Origin of the sequence: Streptococcus sp. HCA-5024 (assembly GCF_037890265.1) — a bacterium.
Taxonomy (GTDB): Bacteria; Bacillota; Bacilli; order Lactobacillales; family Streptococcaceae; genus Streptococcus; species Streptococcus lingualis.
On record NZ_JBBKBR010000010.1, the window covers coordinates 1 to 15,161 of the forward strand.

At 36.9% G+C, this 15,161-nt stretch carries 15 protein-coding genes and 1 pseudogene; 13 read left to right on the forward strand and 3 right to left on the reverse strand.

Features of this window, described 5'->3' with window-relative positions; all coding sequences use genetic code 11:
* Window positions 1–166: 166 nt before the first annotated feature.
* The 10 genes and pseudogenes from WKT08_RS09985 to WKT08_RS10030 form a co-directional block, all read left to right on the forward strand.
* Window positions 167–757, forward strand: a pseudogene (locus tag WKT08_RS09985) (IS256 family transposase); the annotation flags it as partial.
* 180 nt (window positions 758–937) lie between these two features.
* Window positions 938–1,216, forward strand: a complete 279-nt coding sequence (locus tag WKT08_RS09990) for a DUF6110 family protein (protein ID WP_002893755.1) — start codon at window positions 938–940, stop codon at window positions 1,214–1,216.
* A gap of 1 nt (window position 1,217) precedes the next feature.
* On the forward strand, window positions 1,218–3,281 hold the full coding sequence (locus WKT08_RS09995; RefSeq protein WP_340281821.1) for a heavy metal translocating P-type ATPase: 2,064 nt from the start codon (window positions 1,218–1,220) through the stop codon (window positions 3,279–3,281).
* 299 nt (window positions 3,282–3,580) lie between these two features.
* A complete protein-coding gene (locus WKT08_RS10000; RefSeq protein ID WP_045759101.1) occupies window positions 3,581–4,195 on the forward strand; it encodes a CadD family cadmium resistance transporter in 615 nt (204 codons plus the stop codon).
* Between the two features lie 11 nt (window positions 4,196–4,206).
* Window positions 4,207–4,545: a Cd(II)/Zn(II)-sensing metalloregulatory transcriptional regulator CadX gene (cadX, locus tag WKT08_RS10005; RefSeq protein ID WP_000711078.1), complete on the forward strand. Its 339-nt coding sequence runs from the start codon at window positions 4,207–4,209 to the stop codon at window positions 4,543–4,545.
* A gap of 43 nt (window positions 4,546–4,588) precedes the next feature.
* Entirely contained in the window at window positions 4,589–4,723 is a 135-nt protein-coding gene (locus WKT08_RS10010) for a hypothetical protein (RefSeq protein WP_255778472.1), read from the forward strand.
* A gap of 69 nt (window positions 4,724–4,792) precedes the next feature.
* Window positions 4,793–5,077: a hypothetical protein gene (locus tag WKT08_RS10015; RefSeq protein ID WP_225915803.1), complete on the forward strand. Its 285-nt coding sequence runs from the start codon at window positions 4,793–4,795 to the stop codon at window positions 5,075–5,077.
* Between the two features lie 866 nt (window positions 5,078–5,943).
* Window positions 5,944–6,930: an ABC transporter ATP-binding protein gene (locus WKT08_RS10020; RefSeq protein ID WP_003010129.1), complete on the forward strand. Its 987-nt coding sequence runs from the start codon at window positions 5,944–5,946 to the stop codon at window positions 6,928–6,930.
* Window positions 6,927–7,721 (forward strand): ABC transporter permease, encoded by a 795-nt coding sequence (locus tag WKT08_RS10025; protein ID WP_061597418.1) that lies wholly within the window; start codon window positions 6,927–6,929, stop codon window positions 7,719–7,721. The genes WKT08_RS10020 and WKT08_RS10025 overlap by 4 nt, the downstream gene beginning before the upstream one ends.
* A 1-nt stretch (window position 7,722) precedes the next feature.
* Window positions 7,723–8,508: an ABC transporter permease gene (locus tag WKT08_RS10030; RefSeq protein WP_340281832.1), complete on the forward strand. Its 786-nt coding sequence runs from the start codon at window positions 7,723–7,725 to the stop codon at window positions 8,506–8,508.
* 478 nt (window positions 8,509–8,986) lie between these two features.
* Here WKT08_RS10030 and rpmG read toward each other — a convergent pair whose 3' ends face one another.
* Together rpmG and rpmF are read right to left on the reverse strand one after the other, a co-directional pair.
* Window positions 8,987–9,136, reverse strand: a complete 150-nt coding sequence (gene rpmG / locus WKT08_RS10035) for a 50S ribosomal protein L33 (RefSeq protein ID WP_001265622.1) — start codon at window positions 9,134–9,136, stop codon at window positions 8,987–8,989.
* Window positions 9,137–9,151: 15 nt separating this feature from the next.
* Window positions 9,152–9,334, reverse strand: coding sequence for a 50S ribosomal protein L32 (gene rpmF / locus WKT08_RS10040; protein WP_003009516.1), 183 nt, complete (start codon window positions 9,332–9,334; stop codon window positions 9,152–9,154).
* 214 nt (window positions 9,335–9,548) lie between these two features.
* Here rpmF and ilvD point away from each other — a divergent pair, with 214 nt between their 5' ends.
* Entirely contained in the window at window positions 9,549–11,252 is a 1,704-nt protein-coding gene (ilvD, locus tag WKT08_RS10045) for a dihydroxy-acid dehydratase (RefSeq protein ID WP_340281840.1), read from the forward strand.
* 588 nt (window positions 11,253–11,840) lie between these two features.
* Entirely contained in the window at window positions 11,841–13,115 is a 1,275-nt protein-coding gene (locus tag WKT08_RS10050) for a uracil-xanthine permease family protein (protein ID WP_315378716.1), read from the forward strand.
* Between the two features lie 161 nt (window positions 13,116–13,276).
* Here the strand turns inward: WKT08_RS10050 and WKT08_RS10055 are convergent, their stop codons facing one another.
* Window positions 13,277–13,618 carry a metal-sulfur cluster assembly factor gene (locus tag WKT08_RS10055; protein WP_003010891.1) on the reverse strand — a complete coding sequence of 114 codons (342 nt, stop codon included), beginning with the start codon at window positions 13,616–13,618 and terminating at the stop codon, window positions 13,277–13,279.
* A gap of 170 nt (window positions 13,619–13,788) precedes the next feature.
* Between WKT08_RS10055 and hisS the strand changes: the two genes are divergently transcribed.
* Window positions 13,789–15,072: a histidine--tRNA ligase gene (gene hisS / locus WKT08_RS10060; RefSeq protein ID WP_340281845.1), complete on the forward strand. Its 1,284-nt coding sequence runs from the start codon at window positions 13,789–13,791 to the stop codon at window positions 15,070–15,072.
* Window positions 15,073–15,161: the final 89 nt, after the last annotated feature.

Consider the following 15,161-nt stretch of genomic DNA (forward strand, 5'->3'; position numbering starts at 1 on the left):
CTTGAAAAAGGCCCGTAAAGCATCACAATTTAGTAAACGTTAATTCGTTACTGGACAGCAGAATACAAACGAAAACACTTTGCATCTTGCAAGGTGTTTTTTTCTATGAGAACTGGCGGTGCGCAATTAGGATAGCTCTAGCGACTTTAGTCGCATAGAGATATGCTATGCACAGTTGCCTCAAGAAAACAATGCTTCTTGGTCCACCCTGTTAGACAAGCTTCAAAACCAAGGAATCCAACAGATTTCTCTTGTAGTTACAGATGGCTTTAAGGGGCTTGAGCAGATTATCAGTCAGGCTCACCCATTAGCTAAACAACAATGTTGCTTAATTCATATTAGTCGAAATCTAGCTAGTAAAGTGAAACGAGCAGATAGAGCGGTTATTCTGGGGCAATTTATAATGATTTATCGTGCTGAAAATTTAGAAATGGCAGGACAAGCTTTAGAGGACTTTCTCGCCGAATGGAAACCAAAGTATAGGAAAGTCATGGAAAGTCTGGAGAAGACGGATAATCTTTTAACTTTTTATCAGTTTCCCTACCAGATTTGGCACAGCATGTATTCGACAAACCTCATTGAGTCTCTTAACAAAGAAATCAAACATCAAACGAAAAAGAAGGTTCTTTTTCCTAATGAGGAGGCTCTGGAACGTTACTTAGTTACGTTGTTTGAAGATTATAATTTCAAGCAAAGTCAACGAATCCATAAAGGGTTTGGTCAATGTTCTGATACACTTGAAAGCTTATTTAATTAACACTCCGTAACTCTACTTAAGTGTTTACACATAATTATTGACAGTATCAAAAAATAAAGTATATTGTTTTCATCATAATATAATTAAATATCAGTATAGAGAATTTTATCTATATATCAGATATCAGCAATTGCTTTTGCTGTCATTTTTCGCTACAATAGTTACAAGGAGGAAATAAACATGTTAAAAGAAGTATTAAACGTCGCAAAAGTTGCGAAAAAATCATCTCTCTTCTTAGGAGGGGTAGCATTTGGGACGCTTGGCTTGAAAGTCTTAGCAAGTAAAGAAGCTAAGAAAGGCTATTCTAAGGCCTTGGCTAAAGCTTACAAATTGAAAGATGGACTGGATGCATCTGTTTCTGTTGTAAAACAACACGGTGATGATGTTTTACAAGACGCTAAATATTTATACGAACAGGAAAAGAAAGAAGAACAATTAGATAGCCTGACAGGTGAATAATATGTCTTTTAAAGTGCTACACAGAGGATATCAACATATCCGATTATCGTCCTCGTTTTCACTGACCTTGGATATTCAAGATTATCTTCGTTCCTTGGCTAAAGATGAAAAAGGGATCGACTCTATTCAGTTTTATATGGATCAGCAGCACTTTACTCTACGTATGAAAGAAGGCTTCTCTGTATTAGAAAATGCAGAGGCCTTTTTAAAAAAAATTGACAAGGGGAAAGTTTCGGACTTGATGACTCTTCCCATTCGTAGAGAAGAGAGTGCTTATTCAATTGTATCGGGTGCAGCGATTAAGCGTTTGCTGTTTCGAAGTTTTGTACCCTACCCTATTCGTTATATTTGGACTTGTTATCAGGCTTTGGGTTATGTCAAAGAAGCCTATCAAACTTTAGCGCGCAAGGAACTAACCATGGAGGTCTTGGACTGTTCGGCCATTTTGTTGTCCTTGTTTATGAACCAATCCAAGACAGCTAGCAACATCATGTTTATGCTTGATTTGGGTAATCATCTGGATCAGTGGTCTTTTAAAAAAACAGCAACAGATTTGGAACAAAGCCTTCTTGCTAAAGAAAGTGATGTTTTCTTAGTGCGGGGAGACATGGTCATCAGCATCAAGAGTTCTGATGTTCAAGTAGGTGATGTATTAGTTGTCTCCCAAGGGAATGAAATCTTGTTTGACGGCCAAGTGGTTTCAGGATTAGGCATGGTCAATGAGAGTTCCTTGACTGGAGAGAGCTTCCCTGTTGAAAAGAAAGAGGGAGATTCTGTATGTGCGAATACTGTTTTGGAAACAGGAGAGTTAAGAATTCGTGTGACTGATAATCAGATAAACAGTCGTATTTTGCAACTCATCAATCTGATGAAAAAATCTGAAGAGAGTAAGAAGACAAAACAACGTCATTTTATTAGGATGGCAGACAAGGTTGTAAAATATAACTTCTTAGGTGCTGGTTTGACTTATCTGTTAACAGGTTCGTTTTCAAAAGCCATTTCCTTTTTATTGGTGGATTTTTCATGTGCTCTAAAAATATCCACACCTGTAGCCTACCTTACGGCCATAAAGGAAGGTCTAAATCGAGAAATGGTTATTAAAGATGGTGATGTATTAGAAAAATATCTGGAAGTGGATACTTTCTTGTTTGATAAAACGGGTACCATCACGACGAGTTATCCTTTGGTTGAAAAGGTTCTTCCTTTCGGAGATTATACTGAGAAAGATATTTTAAGAATAAGTGCATGTTTGGAGGAACATATCTATCATCCTATTGCCAATGCAATTGTTAAACAAGCTGAAATTGAAGGCATTGAACACGAAGAAATGCATGGCAAGCTTCAGTATGTTGCAAGCAAAGGGATTAAATCGCAAATTGATGGTCAATCGGTTGTCATTGGAAATTATGTACTAATGCAAGACGAACAGGTAAGAATTAGTTCTGAGCAGCTGGCCTTGATTGAGCAATATAAGACTCATTACAATTTATTGTTTTTGGCTTATAAGAAAGAATTAATTGGGATGTTTTGTATCCACACTCCCTTGAGAAGCGAGGCGAAAGTTGCATTGAAAAAGCTAAAGCGCCAAGGGAAAAAACTGATTCTGGCAACTGGTGATACGTTGGCTAGAACAGAAGAGTTGGTTAAAGATCTGCCATTTGACAACGTTTATACTGATTTAAAACCAGATGGTAAGTTTCAGTTGGTTCAGGAATTACAGAAAGCTGGCCGAACTATTTTGATGGTTGGAGACGGGTTAAACGACTCTGCTGCCTTGACGCTTGCAGATATTGGGGTTGTGATGAATGAAAGTGCTGATATTTCTAAGCAGATGAGTGATATTTTATTATTAGATAATCGTTTAGATTTCTTCGAGGAATTGAATTCTTTATCTGAATCGTTGCAGAAATTAATTCAAAGAAATATTCAAGAAACAGTTGTAATAAATGGAAGTTTAATTGGATTTGGGTTGTTAAATTGGTTAAGCCCATCTAATCTTTCGATATTGCACAATCTGACTACTTTAAGAATCGTCCTTCGTAGTCTTTCTATTAAAAGTAGGTAAGAGACCGAGAAGCTGAGGTTATAAAAACTAAAAGGAGTTGTCTCATTTGAGAATAACGGCTCTTTGTCAACTGTAGTGGGTTGGTGGAAAATTATACCCTGGAGAGGACCAAATTGGTTCTCTCCTTTTAAATATTGAAAAAACCATTGGCAGTGGACATACTTTAAGACTATATATTTCTGAAACTAGTTTCACAATACAAATATTGACATGCAATTATTAATTGGTGGATTTTAAGTTGACATCAACAAAGTTTAATGTTAAAATACATTCAAAAATATATTTGAATGAGGTGCTTTATGGTTCAAAATGTTGTTACTTCAATAATCCTGTATTCTGGGACAGCCGTAGACTTACTTATTATCCTAATGTTATTTTTTGCCAAAAGAAAAAGCAGAAAGGACATCATTAACATCTATTTAGGACAATTTCTAGGCTCTGTTAGTCTAATATTCCTAAGTTTGCTTTTTGCATTTGTCTTGAATTATATTCCTAGTAAAGAGATTTTAGGTTTACTCGGTTTGATTCCAATTTTCCTAGGCCTCAAAGTTTTGCTTTTAGGAGATTCTGATGGAGAAGCTATTGCAAAAGATGGTTTGCGAAAAGACAATAAAAACCTGATTTTTCTAGTCGCTATGATTACTTTTGCAAGTTGTGGCGCTGACAATATTGGTGTCTTTGTCCCATATTTTACCACCTTAAATTTAGCGAATTTGATAGTGACTTTACTTACTTTTCTAGTCATGATTTATCTCTTGGTTTTTTCTGCCCAAAAATTAGCACAAGTCCCTTCTGTTGGAGAAACTTTGGAAAAATATAGCAGATGGTTTATTGCCGTTGTCTATTTAGGATTGGGGATGTATATCCTGATTGAAAACAACAGCTTTGACATGCTATGGGCTGTGTTAGGCTAGGAGAAAAAATTATGAAAAAAGATAGTATCTGTCAAGTGGATGTTATAAATCAACAAAATGTTACAACCGCAACGAACTACCTTGAAAAGGAAAAAGTCCAAAAATCACTTCGCATTTTATCAAAATTTACCGATAATAAACAGATAAATATCATCTTTTATCTCCTTGCCGTCGAAGAACTCTGTGTCTGCGATATAGCCTGTTTATTAAATCTCAGTATGGCATCTGCCTCCCACCATCTTCGTAAACTAGCCAATCAAAACATCTTGGACACTAGAAGAGAGGGGAAAATTATATATTATTTTATAAAAGATGAGGAAATCAGAGATTTTTTTAATCAACTAGGATAACAACTATTTTTACTACTTTTCCATGATTATAGGGAGATTATATATGAAATTTTTTGATGAAAATTACTCACAAGAAATACCTGCTCGTATCAAATGTTTAAGAAAAAAGTATAATTTAAAGCAAAGCGACCTAGGTAATGCAGGTCAAGTTAGCCAAGTTGAAAAGGGAGAAATTTGAAAGAATTTGTATCTTTTATTTTTTGTTTCATTTATGCCCTATGCTACTGGAATAGTTAGTAGTCATTTCATGAATCATACGGCACAGCTCTTTTATGGACTGATTGTTATTGTTTCAACGGTAGCAAACTGGTTTTTACATAAAGTAATTGATAAACCCAATATAGATCAGAAAGAATTACTTGAAGCTACCGCACAATATAGGAAGTTATTGATACCTGACCTAATAATTAAAGGAGTGGGATTGATTCTATCTTTAATTGTCTATCCTCCGATTATGATGTATAGTGTTTTAATTGCGGCATTTTACATCATAACTTTAAAAACACTATCTGAAAAAAGAGTGAATAACTAAAAAACGGTGACCAAAGTTAGGTGTATTATTTTAATGCTTAGAGACCTAAACTATTCCCCTATTTTAAAAATATTGATTCAGATTTTATGAAATTAAAAAGTAGATATTGTTCAGAAAATCCTTGATATTACGCTGTTTTTAGTCCAACTGAAATCCATACTTTCCAAACCAGGTCTTAAGAAAGCTCGTAAAGCATCACAATTATCAAAACGTTAATCAACACGCTTATATCAACGTTTACAGACATTTAAGAAATTTCTCTTGGATGTCTTTTTTTGTCTAGCTTAATTTTACAAAGTGGGCAATTTAGGTTACTCAATAATATAAAAAAGATAAAAATTTAAAGTTCGAATTTTAATTTTAAAAAAAGTAATTATTATTGAATATCTGTTCAAACATTCTTTCTTTTCTAAGGTTAATATAAGTATATATACTTTAAAAAAGGAAGTCAAACATCTTGCTCATAGATTTTTGCATTTTTAAAAAATACATTTCGTCATATAATAATGTGGAAAATTGACGGATTCCTTAAATAATCATATAATACGAATATGTAAACCCTTACATACTATTCTACTTATACTTGATAAAATGCAAGTCCTTGAGGATCTATAAATATATAGACACTCTTCTATTTATAAAGTGAAATAAAGAATCACGGAGAAAGTTTATGGATATTAAAGAGACATTCAACCAGCTAGACAATACATAATTTAATGATTTCAATAATCGCCTTGAAGGTTTTGAGAAACTTTTTAAAGACAAATATTATTTTACCCATCCCGAAGATTTTAGCTCAATCTTTAGCATTTTGGTAAAGTATGGAAAAAGTACAAGTAAATATATTTTATCGAAAGGAGAGATATATGAGTGAAATAGTTATTAATGCTCAGAATTTATCTAAAAATTTTTATAATTTTGATTCAAGACTCCCATTTATCAAGAGATTTTTGAAACGTAATCAAATAACGATTCGAGCTGTTCAAGATATTAGTTTTACGATTAAGAGAGGGAGTATAGTTGGCTTTATTGGGAGTAATGGAGCTGGTAAATCCACAACGATTAAAATGTTGACTGGGACTCTTTATCCTAGTTCCGGAAAATTAGAAGTGAATGGAGAAATTCCATTTAAAAGAAGTATAAATTTTAGAAAAAAAATTTCAATAGTAGTAGGAAATAAATTACAGTTATTTCAAGATGTTTCGGCTATGGATTATTTTCAATTGATTGGTACTTTATATGAGGTAGAACCGGCGATTTTACAAGAACGAATTCAGGAATTAAGCAATTTGTTGAATGTAAAAGATCAGCTTTACCAGCAGGTCCGGACCCTCTCTCTTGGACAAAAAATGAAAATGGAGTTTATCGCGGCATCTTTAACAAGTCCGGAAATATTATTTTTAGACGAGCCTACTATAGGGTTAGATATACAGTCTAAAAAAGATATCAGAACATTTTTAAAGAAAATGAATGAAGAATGTCATACTACTATTATTTTAACGAGTCATGATATGGATGATATTTCGTCTGTTTGTGACGAATTAATCGTCATTGACAAAGGAAAAATTATTTTGCAGGAGTCAATGGATGTTATTTTATCTAAATTTTCTGATTTTAAATATTTAAAGATAAAAATGACATTAGATTTGGTACCAGAGTTATGCTCTGTTAAAGGAGTAGTAGTCATTTCTCAAACAAAATCGGAATGTATACTAAAAATACCTAGAGATTTTGTCTTTGAGACATTAGAATCAATCAATAAGCTTGTAGATATAGAAGATTTTGAAATATCAAATCTTTCTTTAGAAGAAATTATTTTACAAAACTATTTTACAAAAAAGGAGCACAATTGAAAAAAGAAATGTCTATTATTCTGATATCATTTCGATCTATTTTGAACTATAAATCAAGTGTACTATTGTTAATGTTACAGGCAAGTATACAAATTATGATATCAGTATTTTTATGGACGTATATATATCAGAGTAACCAGATAAATATAGCAGGATATGATTTTACCTCAATGGTTCAATACTATTTGGGGACTATAATTTTTTCATATTTTGTTTTTTATCCAGTTGATTGGGAAATCAATGACGATGTTCATTCAGGAAATTTTTTTAGCATATTAATAAAACCTGTTACTTTTTATAAGTATTATTTTTGTAAAATGCTTGGAGATAGGATTGCTCATTTATTATTTATCATCATTCCTGTCATTTTATTCTCCAGTGTTTATTACAAGAATGAGTTATTAACCATTGAAATTCTTATTTTAGGAAGTATTGCAATTATTCTATCTATGGTTCTATGGTTTTTAATATCATGTTGTGTAGGTATGCTTTCTTTTTGGTTAGAAAATATATTTTTTGTCCTTACTGTTAAAGAAATAGTAATTCAGTTTTTATCAGGAATATTATTGCCTTTAAGTTTTTTTTCAAATAATTTTCGTCTGTTTTTAGATGTATTACCTTTTAAATACTTAGTATATGAACCGCTTCAGATGTTTAGTAATGATACATATAAATTAATAGACTATTTGAGAATTATTTGTATTCAATTGATTTGGTGCATCATTTTTTATATTATATCAAGATTCATATTGAGAAAAGGAGTGGAGCACTTCTCAAATGTGGGAGGATAAAATGTTTAGAATAAAAGTAATTTTTAGGCTACTTCATTTTGGTTTTAAATCTGATATGAATTTTCATTTTGACTTCTTTTGTGGTCTATTTTCGTCGATACTGTGGATTGGTTTACCTATTGTATTTTTTAGATTGATTTTCTTAAACATAGACTCTTTTAATGGTTGGGACTATTATCAAATTTTATTTTTGGTAGGTTCCTACACTATTGTAGATGGAGTTATGATGGGATTGTTAATTAGAAGTATGGGAATTTTAGAATCAGATATTTTGAGTGGTAACTTGGATCAAATTTTATTGAGGCCGTTTGATACTCAGTTGTTCTATATTTTTAGATCATTTAATTTAGTTCAATTCGTGAATACTTTTTTTGGTCTTGCGATCATTTTTATAAGTTATGGAAATTTAAATGTACATTTAAATTCATTAAAAATATTATTTTATATCCTTTCTTTAATGTGTGGTTGTATTATATATTATTCAATTTGGTTTCTAATAACGATTAGTTCATTTTGGTTCCCAACTAAATTTTCAAAAGTAGATGTATTTTTGAATTATATTGGAATTTCTAAGTATCCATATAATATTTTTACAGGTATTAACAGATTGATCACTATGTTATTTGTTCCCAATTTATTAATTGCCAATCCTGCAGTATTAATATTTTTAGGGAAAGATACATTGAACCTATTTTTATATCAAATAGTTTTTACAGTTTTTTTGATTATTATCAGTCGTACAATTTTTAGAAAAGGATTGAAAAAATATGAAAGTGCAGGAAGATAAACAATGTTGTTCAGTTATATGTTTGACTAAAGGAAGTGATTCGCTGTACTTTGTTTTGTGGTCATTGAAACATCAGATAATTATAAACTATAATTTAAAGAATAGTATTATTAACTTATAGGTGCTAAGAAAAAATTTAAAGAAATTCCCTCATTCAATCAAACTTATTCATATTTTTTAAAATAAGAAAATAGTTGGATTTTGATGATGGTTGATATAAAGCTAAACTGAAAGTACCTGAAATCCAACTGTGTCAAACCAGGTCATACGATCTGTGAGAAAAAGAACACATAACAAAAAGAGGAGCTTCATACTAAAGTTCCTCTTCTTTTATATATCCGAATCATTATTCTTATTTCAAAAAGGTAGTGAAAAAGGTAGTGTTTGAATTGAAATACAGTGCAATATATCGCATTTAGCAAAAAGAAAAAACGCTTGAAATCAGCGTTTTTCTTCTGTATTGATTCGTATTGAATGCTTACTTCACTTCTGTAAACACAACGTGTTTGCGAAGTTTTGGTGAGTATTTCTTCAATTGAAGACGGTCTGGAGTGTTACGTTTGTTTTTAGAAGTAAGGTACAAGCGTTCACCAGATTCTTTGTGTTCAAGTGTAATATTTACGCGCATGGTATCTCCCTTCTATTATTCAGCTGATGCAGCTTTAGCGATCTTACGTCCTTTGTAGTATCCTTTAAGTGATACACGGTGTGAACGTGAGTAATCTCCAGTTGCTTCGTCAAAGTTTACAGATGGAGCTGTTACTTTGTAGTGCGTACGACGTTTGTTTTTCTTCGCTTTTGATGTGCGACGTGCAGGTACTGCCATTTCGTTTTTCTCCTTTTAAGATATAAATTCAATTAGGTTTGATTTTCATCAACTGTAACAGTATAACAAAACTTTTTTGTAAAGTAAAGTTACTTGACAAAAAAATTGAAATTTTTGGGAAAAGTTTCTTCTCCACAGTTAATCTCAAAGTTTGGATCTGCCTTTGGGCCTTCTTTTATGCTATAATGGTAAAAAATGAAACGAGAGGAATGACATGACAGAATTAGACAAACGCCATCGTAGTAGTGTCTACGATAGCATGGTAAAATCTCCCAACCGTGCCATGCTTCGCGCGACGGGAATGACCGATGAAAGTTTTGAGAAACCGATTGTTGGAGTGATTTCGACATGGGCGGAAAATACCCCTTGTAACATCCACCTTCACGATTTTGGAAAATTGGCTAAAGAAGGTGTGAAGGATGCAGGAGCTTGGCCGGTCCAATTCGGAACCATTACGGTTGCGGACGGGATTGCTATGGGGACTCCTGGTATGCGCTTCTCCCTAACATCTCGCGATATCATTGCGGATTCTATCGAAGCAGCTATGGGTGGTCACAACGTGGATGCTTTTGTAGCCATCGGGGGCTGTGATAAGAACATGCCTGGTTCGATGATTGCCATTGCCAATATGGATATCCCAGCGATCTTTGCTTATGGTGGGACTATTGCCCCAGGGAATCTTGATGGAAAAGATATCGACCTGGTTTCGGTTTTCGAAGGAATTGGGAAATGGAATCACGGTGATATGACGGCTGAAGAAGTGAAGCAACTGGAATGTAACGCCTGCCCTGGCCCTGGTGGCTGTGGTGGGATGTATACGGCCAACACCATGGCGACAGCGATCGAGGTCCTTGGGATGAGCTTGCCAGGTTCCTCTTCTCACCCTGCTGAATCAGCGGATAAGAAGGCCGATATCGAAGAAGCAGGTCGTGCTGTTGTCAAGATGCTGGAAATGGGACTCAAGCCATCTGACATCTTGACCCGTGAAGCCTTTGAAGATGCTATTACCGTGACCATGGCGCTAGGTGGTTCCACCAATGCCACTCTTCACTTGCTCGCGATTGCTCACGCAGCCAATGTGGACTTGACCCTTGAAGACTTTAATGATTTCCAAGAGCGCGTCCCTCACTTGGCGGACTTGAAACCTTCAGGGAAATATGTCTTCCAAGACCTTTACAATGTTGGTGGTGTACCGGCCGTCATGAAATACCTTCTGAAGAATGGTTTCCTTCATGGGGATCGAATCACATGTACTGGTAAAACGGTGGCTGAAAACTTAGAAGCCTTCGCTGATTTGACACCAGGTCAAAAAGTCATCATGCCACTTGACAATCCAAAACGTGCGGATGGTCCATTGATTATCTTGAAAGGGAACTTGGCTCCAGAAGGGGCAGTTGCCAAAGTATCAGGTGTGAAAGTTCGTAACATCACTGGTCCTGCTAAGGTTTTTGACTCAGAAGAAGCTGCCATTGAAGCCGTTCTTTCGGATGAAATCGTGGATGGCGACGTTGTTGTTGTTCGTTTTGTAGGTCCTAAGGGTGGTCCTGGTATGCCGGAAATGCTGTCCTTGTCATCTATGATCGTTGGGAAAGGTCAAGGGGACAAGGTGGCCCTCTTGACAGATGGACGCTTCTCTGGTGGTACTTATGGTCTCGTTGTCGGTCACATTGCGCCTGAAGCTCAGGTCGGTGGCCCAATCGCCTACCTCCACACAGGGGACATGGTAACAGTTGATCAAGATACCAAAGAAATTACCATGCATGTTTCAGACGAAGAGTTAGCGAAACGCAAGGCTGAAACAACTTTGCCACCACTGTATAGCCGTGGGGTTTTGGGTAAATACGCTCATATCGTTTCTTCCGCATCACGTGGTGCTGTAACCGACTTCTGGAATATGGAACAGTCTGGTAAACAGTAATTACAAGGACGACTTTGTCCAAAGAGAGAGTGGGACAGAAATCGGTCATTCGTTAGAATTCGATTTCGTCGTCCCACCTCCGCACAGTTGAGTAGGGCTGTAAAAGCTGATGAAATCAGCGTAGTAGAGCCCACTCAACCACTGCGTCTTGCTCGACAATCCAAAAATAATTGAGAGGCTAGGACTTTTGTCCCAGCCTCTTTTTTGGCTCAAAGTCGCTATTTTTAACCCTGTCGCTGAAGCGTATGAATATTACTTTTTGGGGGATTTGAGTGTATTATCTGTCATTTTTCTTGTAAATCCGTCTATAATTTGCTATAATTGTGACTAATCGAATTAATCCTTTAATACTGTCCAGAGAGGCAGGCAAGGAGCTATGGAAATGAAAGGCCTGGGAAGACCAGCCTATATTTTGTGTATCTCCTTGTTGTGGGGGATTTTTTTGTATAGTTGAAAAGTGGTTTGATCAAAAAAGAAATCGTCGATGATGGAAGTAGGGAGTGCATCCTTACGATTTGGTCATCGAAGGTAGACGTTTTTGTTCAGCCATAGCTTGTCGCATCTTAATTTTAGGAGGTTTTTACGATCGTGAATGACGTTAAATATGATGTGAATGATATGCCAAAACCTGGTTTATTGATTGGTTTATCTTTCCAGCATTTGTTTGCCATGTTTGGGGCGACAGTGCTGGTGCCGATTTTGGTTGGGATTGATCCTGCCATTGCTTTGTTCTCATCTGGTTTGGGGACCTTGGCTCACTTGACAGTGACCAAGTATAAGATTCCTGCTTACATGGGGTCTAGTTTTGCTTATATTGCTGCTATGCAGATGCTGATGAAGTCAGATGGAATCGCAGCAGTTGCCCAGGGTGCTATGGCGGGTGGTTTGGTCTACTTGTTTGTAGCTCTGATTGTTAAGCATGCGGGTAAAGATTGGATTAATAAGGTCCTTCCACCAATCGTGGTTGGTCCCATTATCATGGTAATTGGTTTGAGTCTTGCGGCAAATGCAGTCACTGATGCGACAACCTTAAATAAAAGCTATAGTGGTTATGCTCTATTGATTTCGATGGTGACCCTCTTTGCGGTTATCCTCTTTAACATGTATGGCAAGAAGATTGTCGGTGTCGTCCCAATTTTACTTGGATTAATTGTGGGCTATATTTTCTCATTGGCTCTTGGTTTGCTGACAGGACATAGTTTTGTCAATTTCTCAGAGGTAAGTGCGGCGCATTGGATTCAAGTTCCAAACTTTGACATTCCATTTGTGGATTATAGCTTTAAGCTCTATCCAAGTGCGATTTTGACCATGGCTCCGATTGCCTTTGTGACCATGACGGAACATTTTGGCCATCTCATGGTTTTAAACAGTTTGACTGAGCGTGATTACTTCAAGGATCCAGGGCTTGATCATACGCTTACTGGTGATGGCTTGGCACAGATTATTGCTGGATTCTTTGGAGCTCCTCCAGTAACTTCTTATGGGGAAAACATTGGGGTGATGGCCCTTAGTAAGGTCTACTCAGTTTACGTTATTTCAGGCGCGGCAGTGATTGCGGTTGTCATGAGCTTTATTGGGAAGCTATCAGCACTCTTGCACTCTATTCCAACTCCTGTATTGGGAGGTTTGTCTATTGCCCTCTTTGGGGTTATCGCTGCTAGTGGTTTGAAAATTTTAGTTGAACATAAGATTGATTTTGATAATAAAAAGAATCTCTTGATTGCAAGTGTGATCTTGGTATCAGGGATCGGTGGTTTGATGATTGACCTCGGTGGTCTTCAAATCACTGGTGTCGCAACGTCAACCATTCTTGGGATTGTGTTGTATCAAATCCTTCCAGAACCAAAAGCTGATGAGGCTTAGTCCATTCTGGTAGTGAAAAAGTTTGAATGGATTTAAACATTATAAAAAACGAGGAACAGACTCTGATGTCAGAGCTGGTGTTCCTCGTTTTTATTGTGGATCGGATTTCCAAAGAGGCCTTCCTTCGTTAGTTGAATGCATTTTTTAAAAGGTAATGCTTATTATCGTGGTGGAAGACCAAGGGCGATGCGCCCGTATCGGCTGATTCGTGTAATTTTCCAAGCGGGTGACCAAGTCACTTCAACCTTGACATCTTCGATCCCCTCGATTTCTTTTAGGCGAGCGACGATTTCGATCGGAAGGCTCTCAGCACAGCTACAAGCCGTATCGGTAAAGGTCATAACCACCTTGCAAGTGCCGGCTTCATCTAGATGGATCTCGTAGATCAGTCCCAGATTATAAACATCTAACTCAACATCGGTATCAAATACAAGCTCCAATTTTTCGATTAACGGCTTCTCTAGTGCCAGGGCGCGGTCATTGATTTTGATATCCTCTCTCATCGCAAGATCCTTTCAGTGTAGTATGGCTTCCATTTTCTCATAATTCGGCTGATAAGGCAAGAAGAGAAAGAGGTTTTGAACGTGTCGAACGAAGGAAATTCGGTCCAGCCTCCATTTCTCTTCGAATTTGTGGTAAAATAGAGGCAAAAGTAAGACAAAGGATGAAGGCTATGAAATTACAAAAACCAAAAGGGACCCAGGATATCCTTCCTGACGATTCAGCGAAATGGCAATATGTAGAAGGCTTTGCACGCAAGGTCTTTGCGCGATACAATTATGATGAAATCCGCACACCGATCTTCGAACATTATGAAGTCATCAGCCGTTCAGTAGGGGATACGACGGATATCGTTACCAAAGAAATGTATGATTTCTATGACAAGGGAGACCGTCATATCACGCTTCGTCCAGAAGGAACAGCTCCTGTTGTCCGCTCCTATGTAGAAAATAAACTCTTTGCGCCTGAGGTACAAAAACCAAGTAAGTTCTATTACATAGGCCCAATGTTCCGCTACGAACGTCCTCAAGCAGGTCGTTTGCGTCAATTCCACCAAATTGGGGTAGAATGCTTTGGATCGAGCAATCCTGCAACGGATGTCGAAACAATTGCCATGGCCGCGCAATTCCTGAAAGAACTAGGGATTGATAATGTGACCTTGCACTTGAACACCTTGGGAAGCCCTGCTAGTCGTCAGGCTTATCGTCAAGCCTTGATTGATTACCTCTTGCCAATGAAGGATCAATTGTCTAAGGACAGCCAACGTCGCTTAGAAGAAAATCCGCTTCGTGTTTTGGATTCAAAAGAAAAAGAAGACAAGGCCGCGGTTGAACAGGCTCCTTCCATCCTAGACTATCTAGATGAAGAAAGCCAAGCGCATTTTGATGCGGTTCGTCGGATGTTAGAAGACTTGGGGGTAGCCTATGTCATCGATACCAATATGGTGCGTGGCTTGGATTACTACAACCACACGATTTTTGAGTTCATTACAGAAATTGAAGGCAATGAATTAACAGTCTGTGCGGGTGGTCGCTATGATGGTTTGGTTGAATACTTCGGTGGCCCTGCGACAGCTGGTTTTGGATTTGGGATTGGTCTGGAACGGATCCTTCTCGTTCTTGAAAAGAAAGGCATTGAATTACCGATCGAAACAGGCCTAGATGCCTATATCGCTGTCCTAGGAGATGAAGTCAATGAAGCAGCGCTTAGCTTGGTTCAGGCCCTTCGAATCCAAGGTTTCAAGGCAGAACGTGATTACCTTGGACGCAAGCTCAAGGCACAATTTAAGTCAGCAGATGTCTTTGCGGCCAAAGCCTTGATTACCTTAGGAAGTAGTGAAGTTGAGAGCGGTCAAGTTACTGTGAAAAATAACCAAACTCGTCAAGAAGTAACGGTAGCTCTTGAAACCTTGAAGAAAGACTTCCCATCTGTTTTAGCAGAGTTGGGATTGGCTTGATCAAGTCTTGCAGACACCTGAAAAACAGATTCGCATGGGAGTAGGAGCAAAGTCGTTGCGCCTGCTCTCTTTTATCTAGCTTCTGTTTG

What these genes read in the sequence shown, in the direction of transcription:
- rpmG (WP_001265622.1), bottom strand. Translation starts at nt 9,136, where the DNA reads ATGCGCGTAAATATTACACTTGAACACAAAGAATCTGGTGAACGCTTG.
- ilvD (WP_340281840.1), top strand. Translation starts at nt 9,549, where the DNA reads ATGACAGAATTAGACAAACGCCATCGTAGTAGTGTCTACGATAGCATG.
- WKT08_RS09990 (WP_002893755.1), top strand. Translation starts at nt 938, where the DNA reads ATGTTAAAAGAAGTATTAAACGTCGCAAAAGTTGCGAAAAAATCATCT.
- WKT08_RS10020 (WP_003010129.1), top strand. Translation starts at nt 5,944, where the DNA reads ATGAGTGAAATAGTTATTAATGCTCAGAATTTATCTAAAAATTTTTAT.
- WKT08_RS10015 (WP_225915803.1), top strand. Translation starts at nt 4,793, where the DNA reads ATGAATCATACGGCACAGCTCTTTTATGGACTGATTGTTATTGTTTCA.
- WKT08_RS10010 (WP_255778472.1), top strand. Translation starts at nt 4,589, where the DNA reads ATGAAATTTTTTGATGAAAATTACTCACAAGAAATACCTGCTCGTATC.
- rpmF (WP_003009516.1), bottom strand. Translation starts at nt 9,334, where the DNA reads ATGGCAGTACCTGCACGTCGCACATCAAAAGCGAAGAAAAACAAACGT.
- WKT08_RS10030 (WP_340281832.1), top strand. Translation starts at nt 7,723, where the DNA reads ATGTTTAGAATAAAAGTAATTTTTAGGCTACTTCATTTTGGTTTTAAA.
- cadX (WP_000711078.1), top strand. Translation starts at nt 4,207, where the DNA reads ATGAAAAAAGATAGTATCTGTCAAGTGGATGTTATAAATCAACAAAAT.
- hisS (WP_340281845.1), top strand. Translation starts at nt 13,789, where the DNA reads ATGAAATTACAAAAACCAAAAGGGACCCAGGATATCCTTCCTGACGAT.
- WKT08_RS10055 (WP_003010891.1), bottom strand. Translation starts at nt 13,618, where the DNA reads ATGAGAGAGGATATCAAAATCAATGACCGCGCCCTGGCACTAGAGAAG.
- WKT08_RS10000 (WP_045759101.1), top strand. Translation starts at nt 3,581, where the DNA reads ATGGTTCAAAATGTTGTTACTTCAATAATCCTGTATTCTGGGACAGCC.
- WKT08_RS09995 (WP_340281821.1), top strand. Translation starts at nt 1,218, where the DNA reads ATGTCTTTTAAAGTGCTACACAGAGGATATCAACATATCCGATTATCG.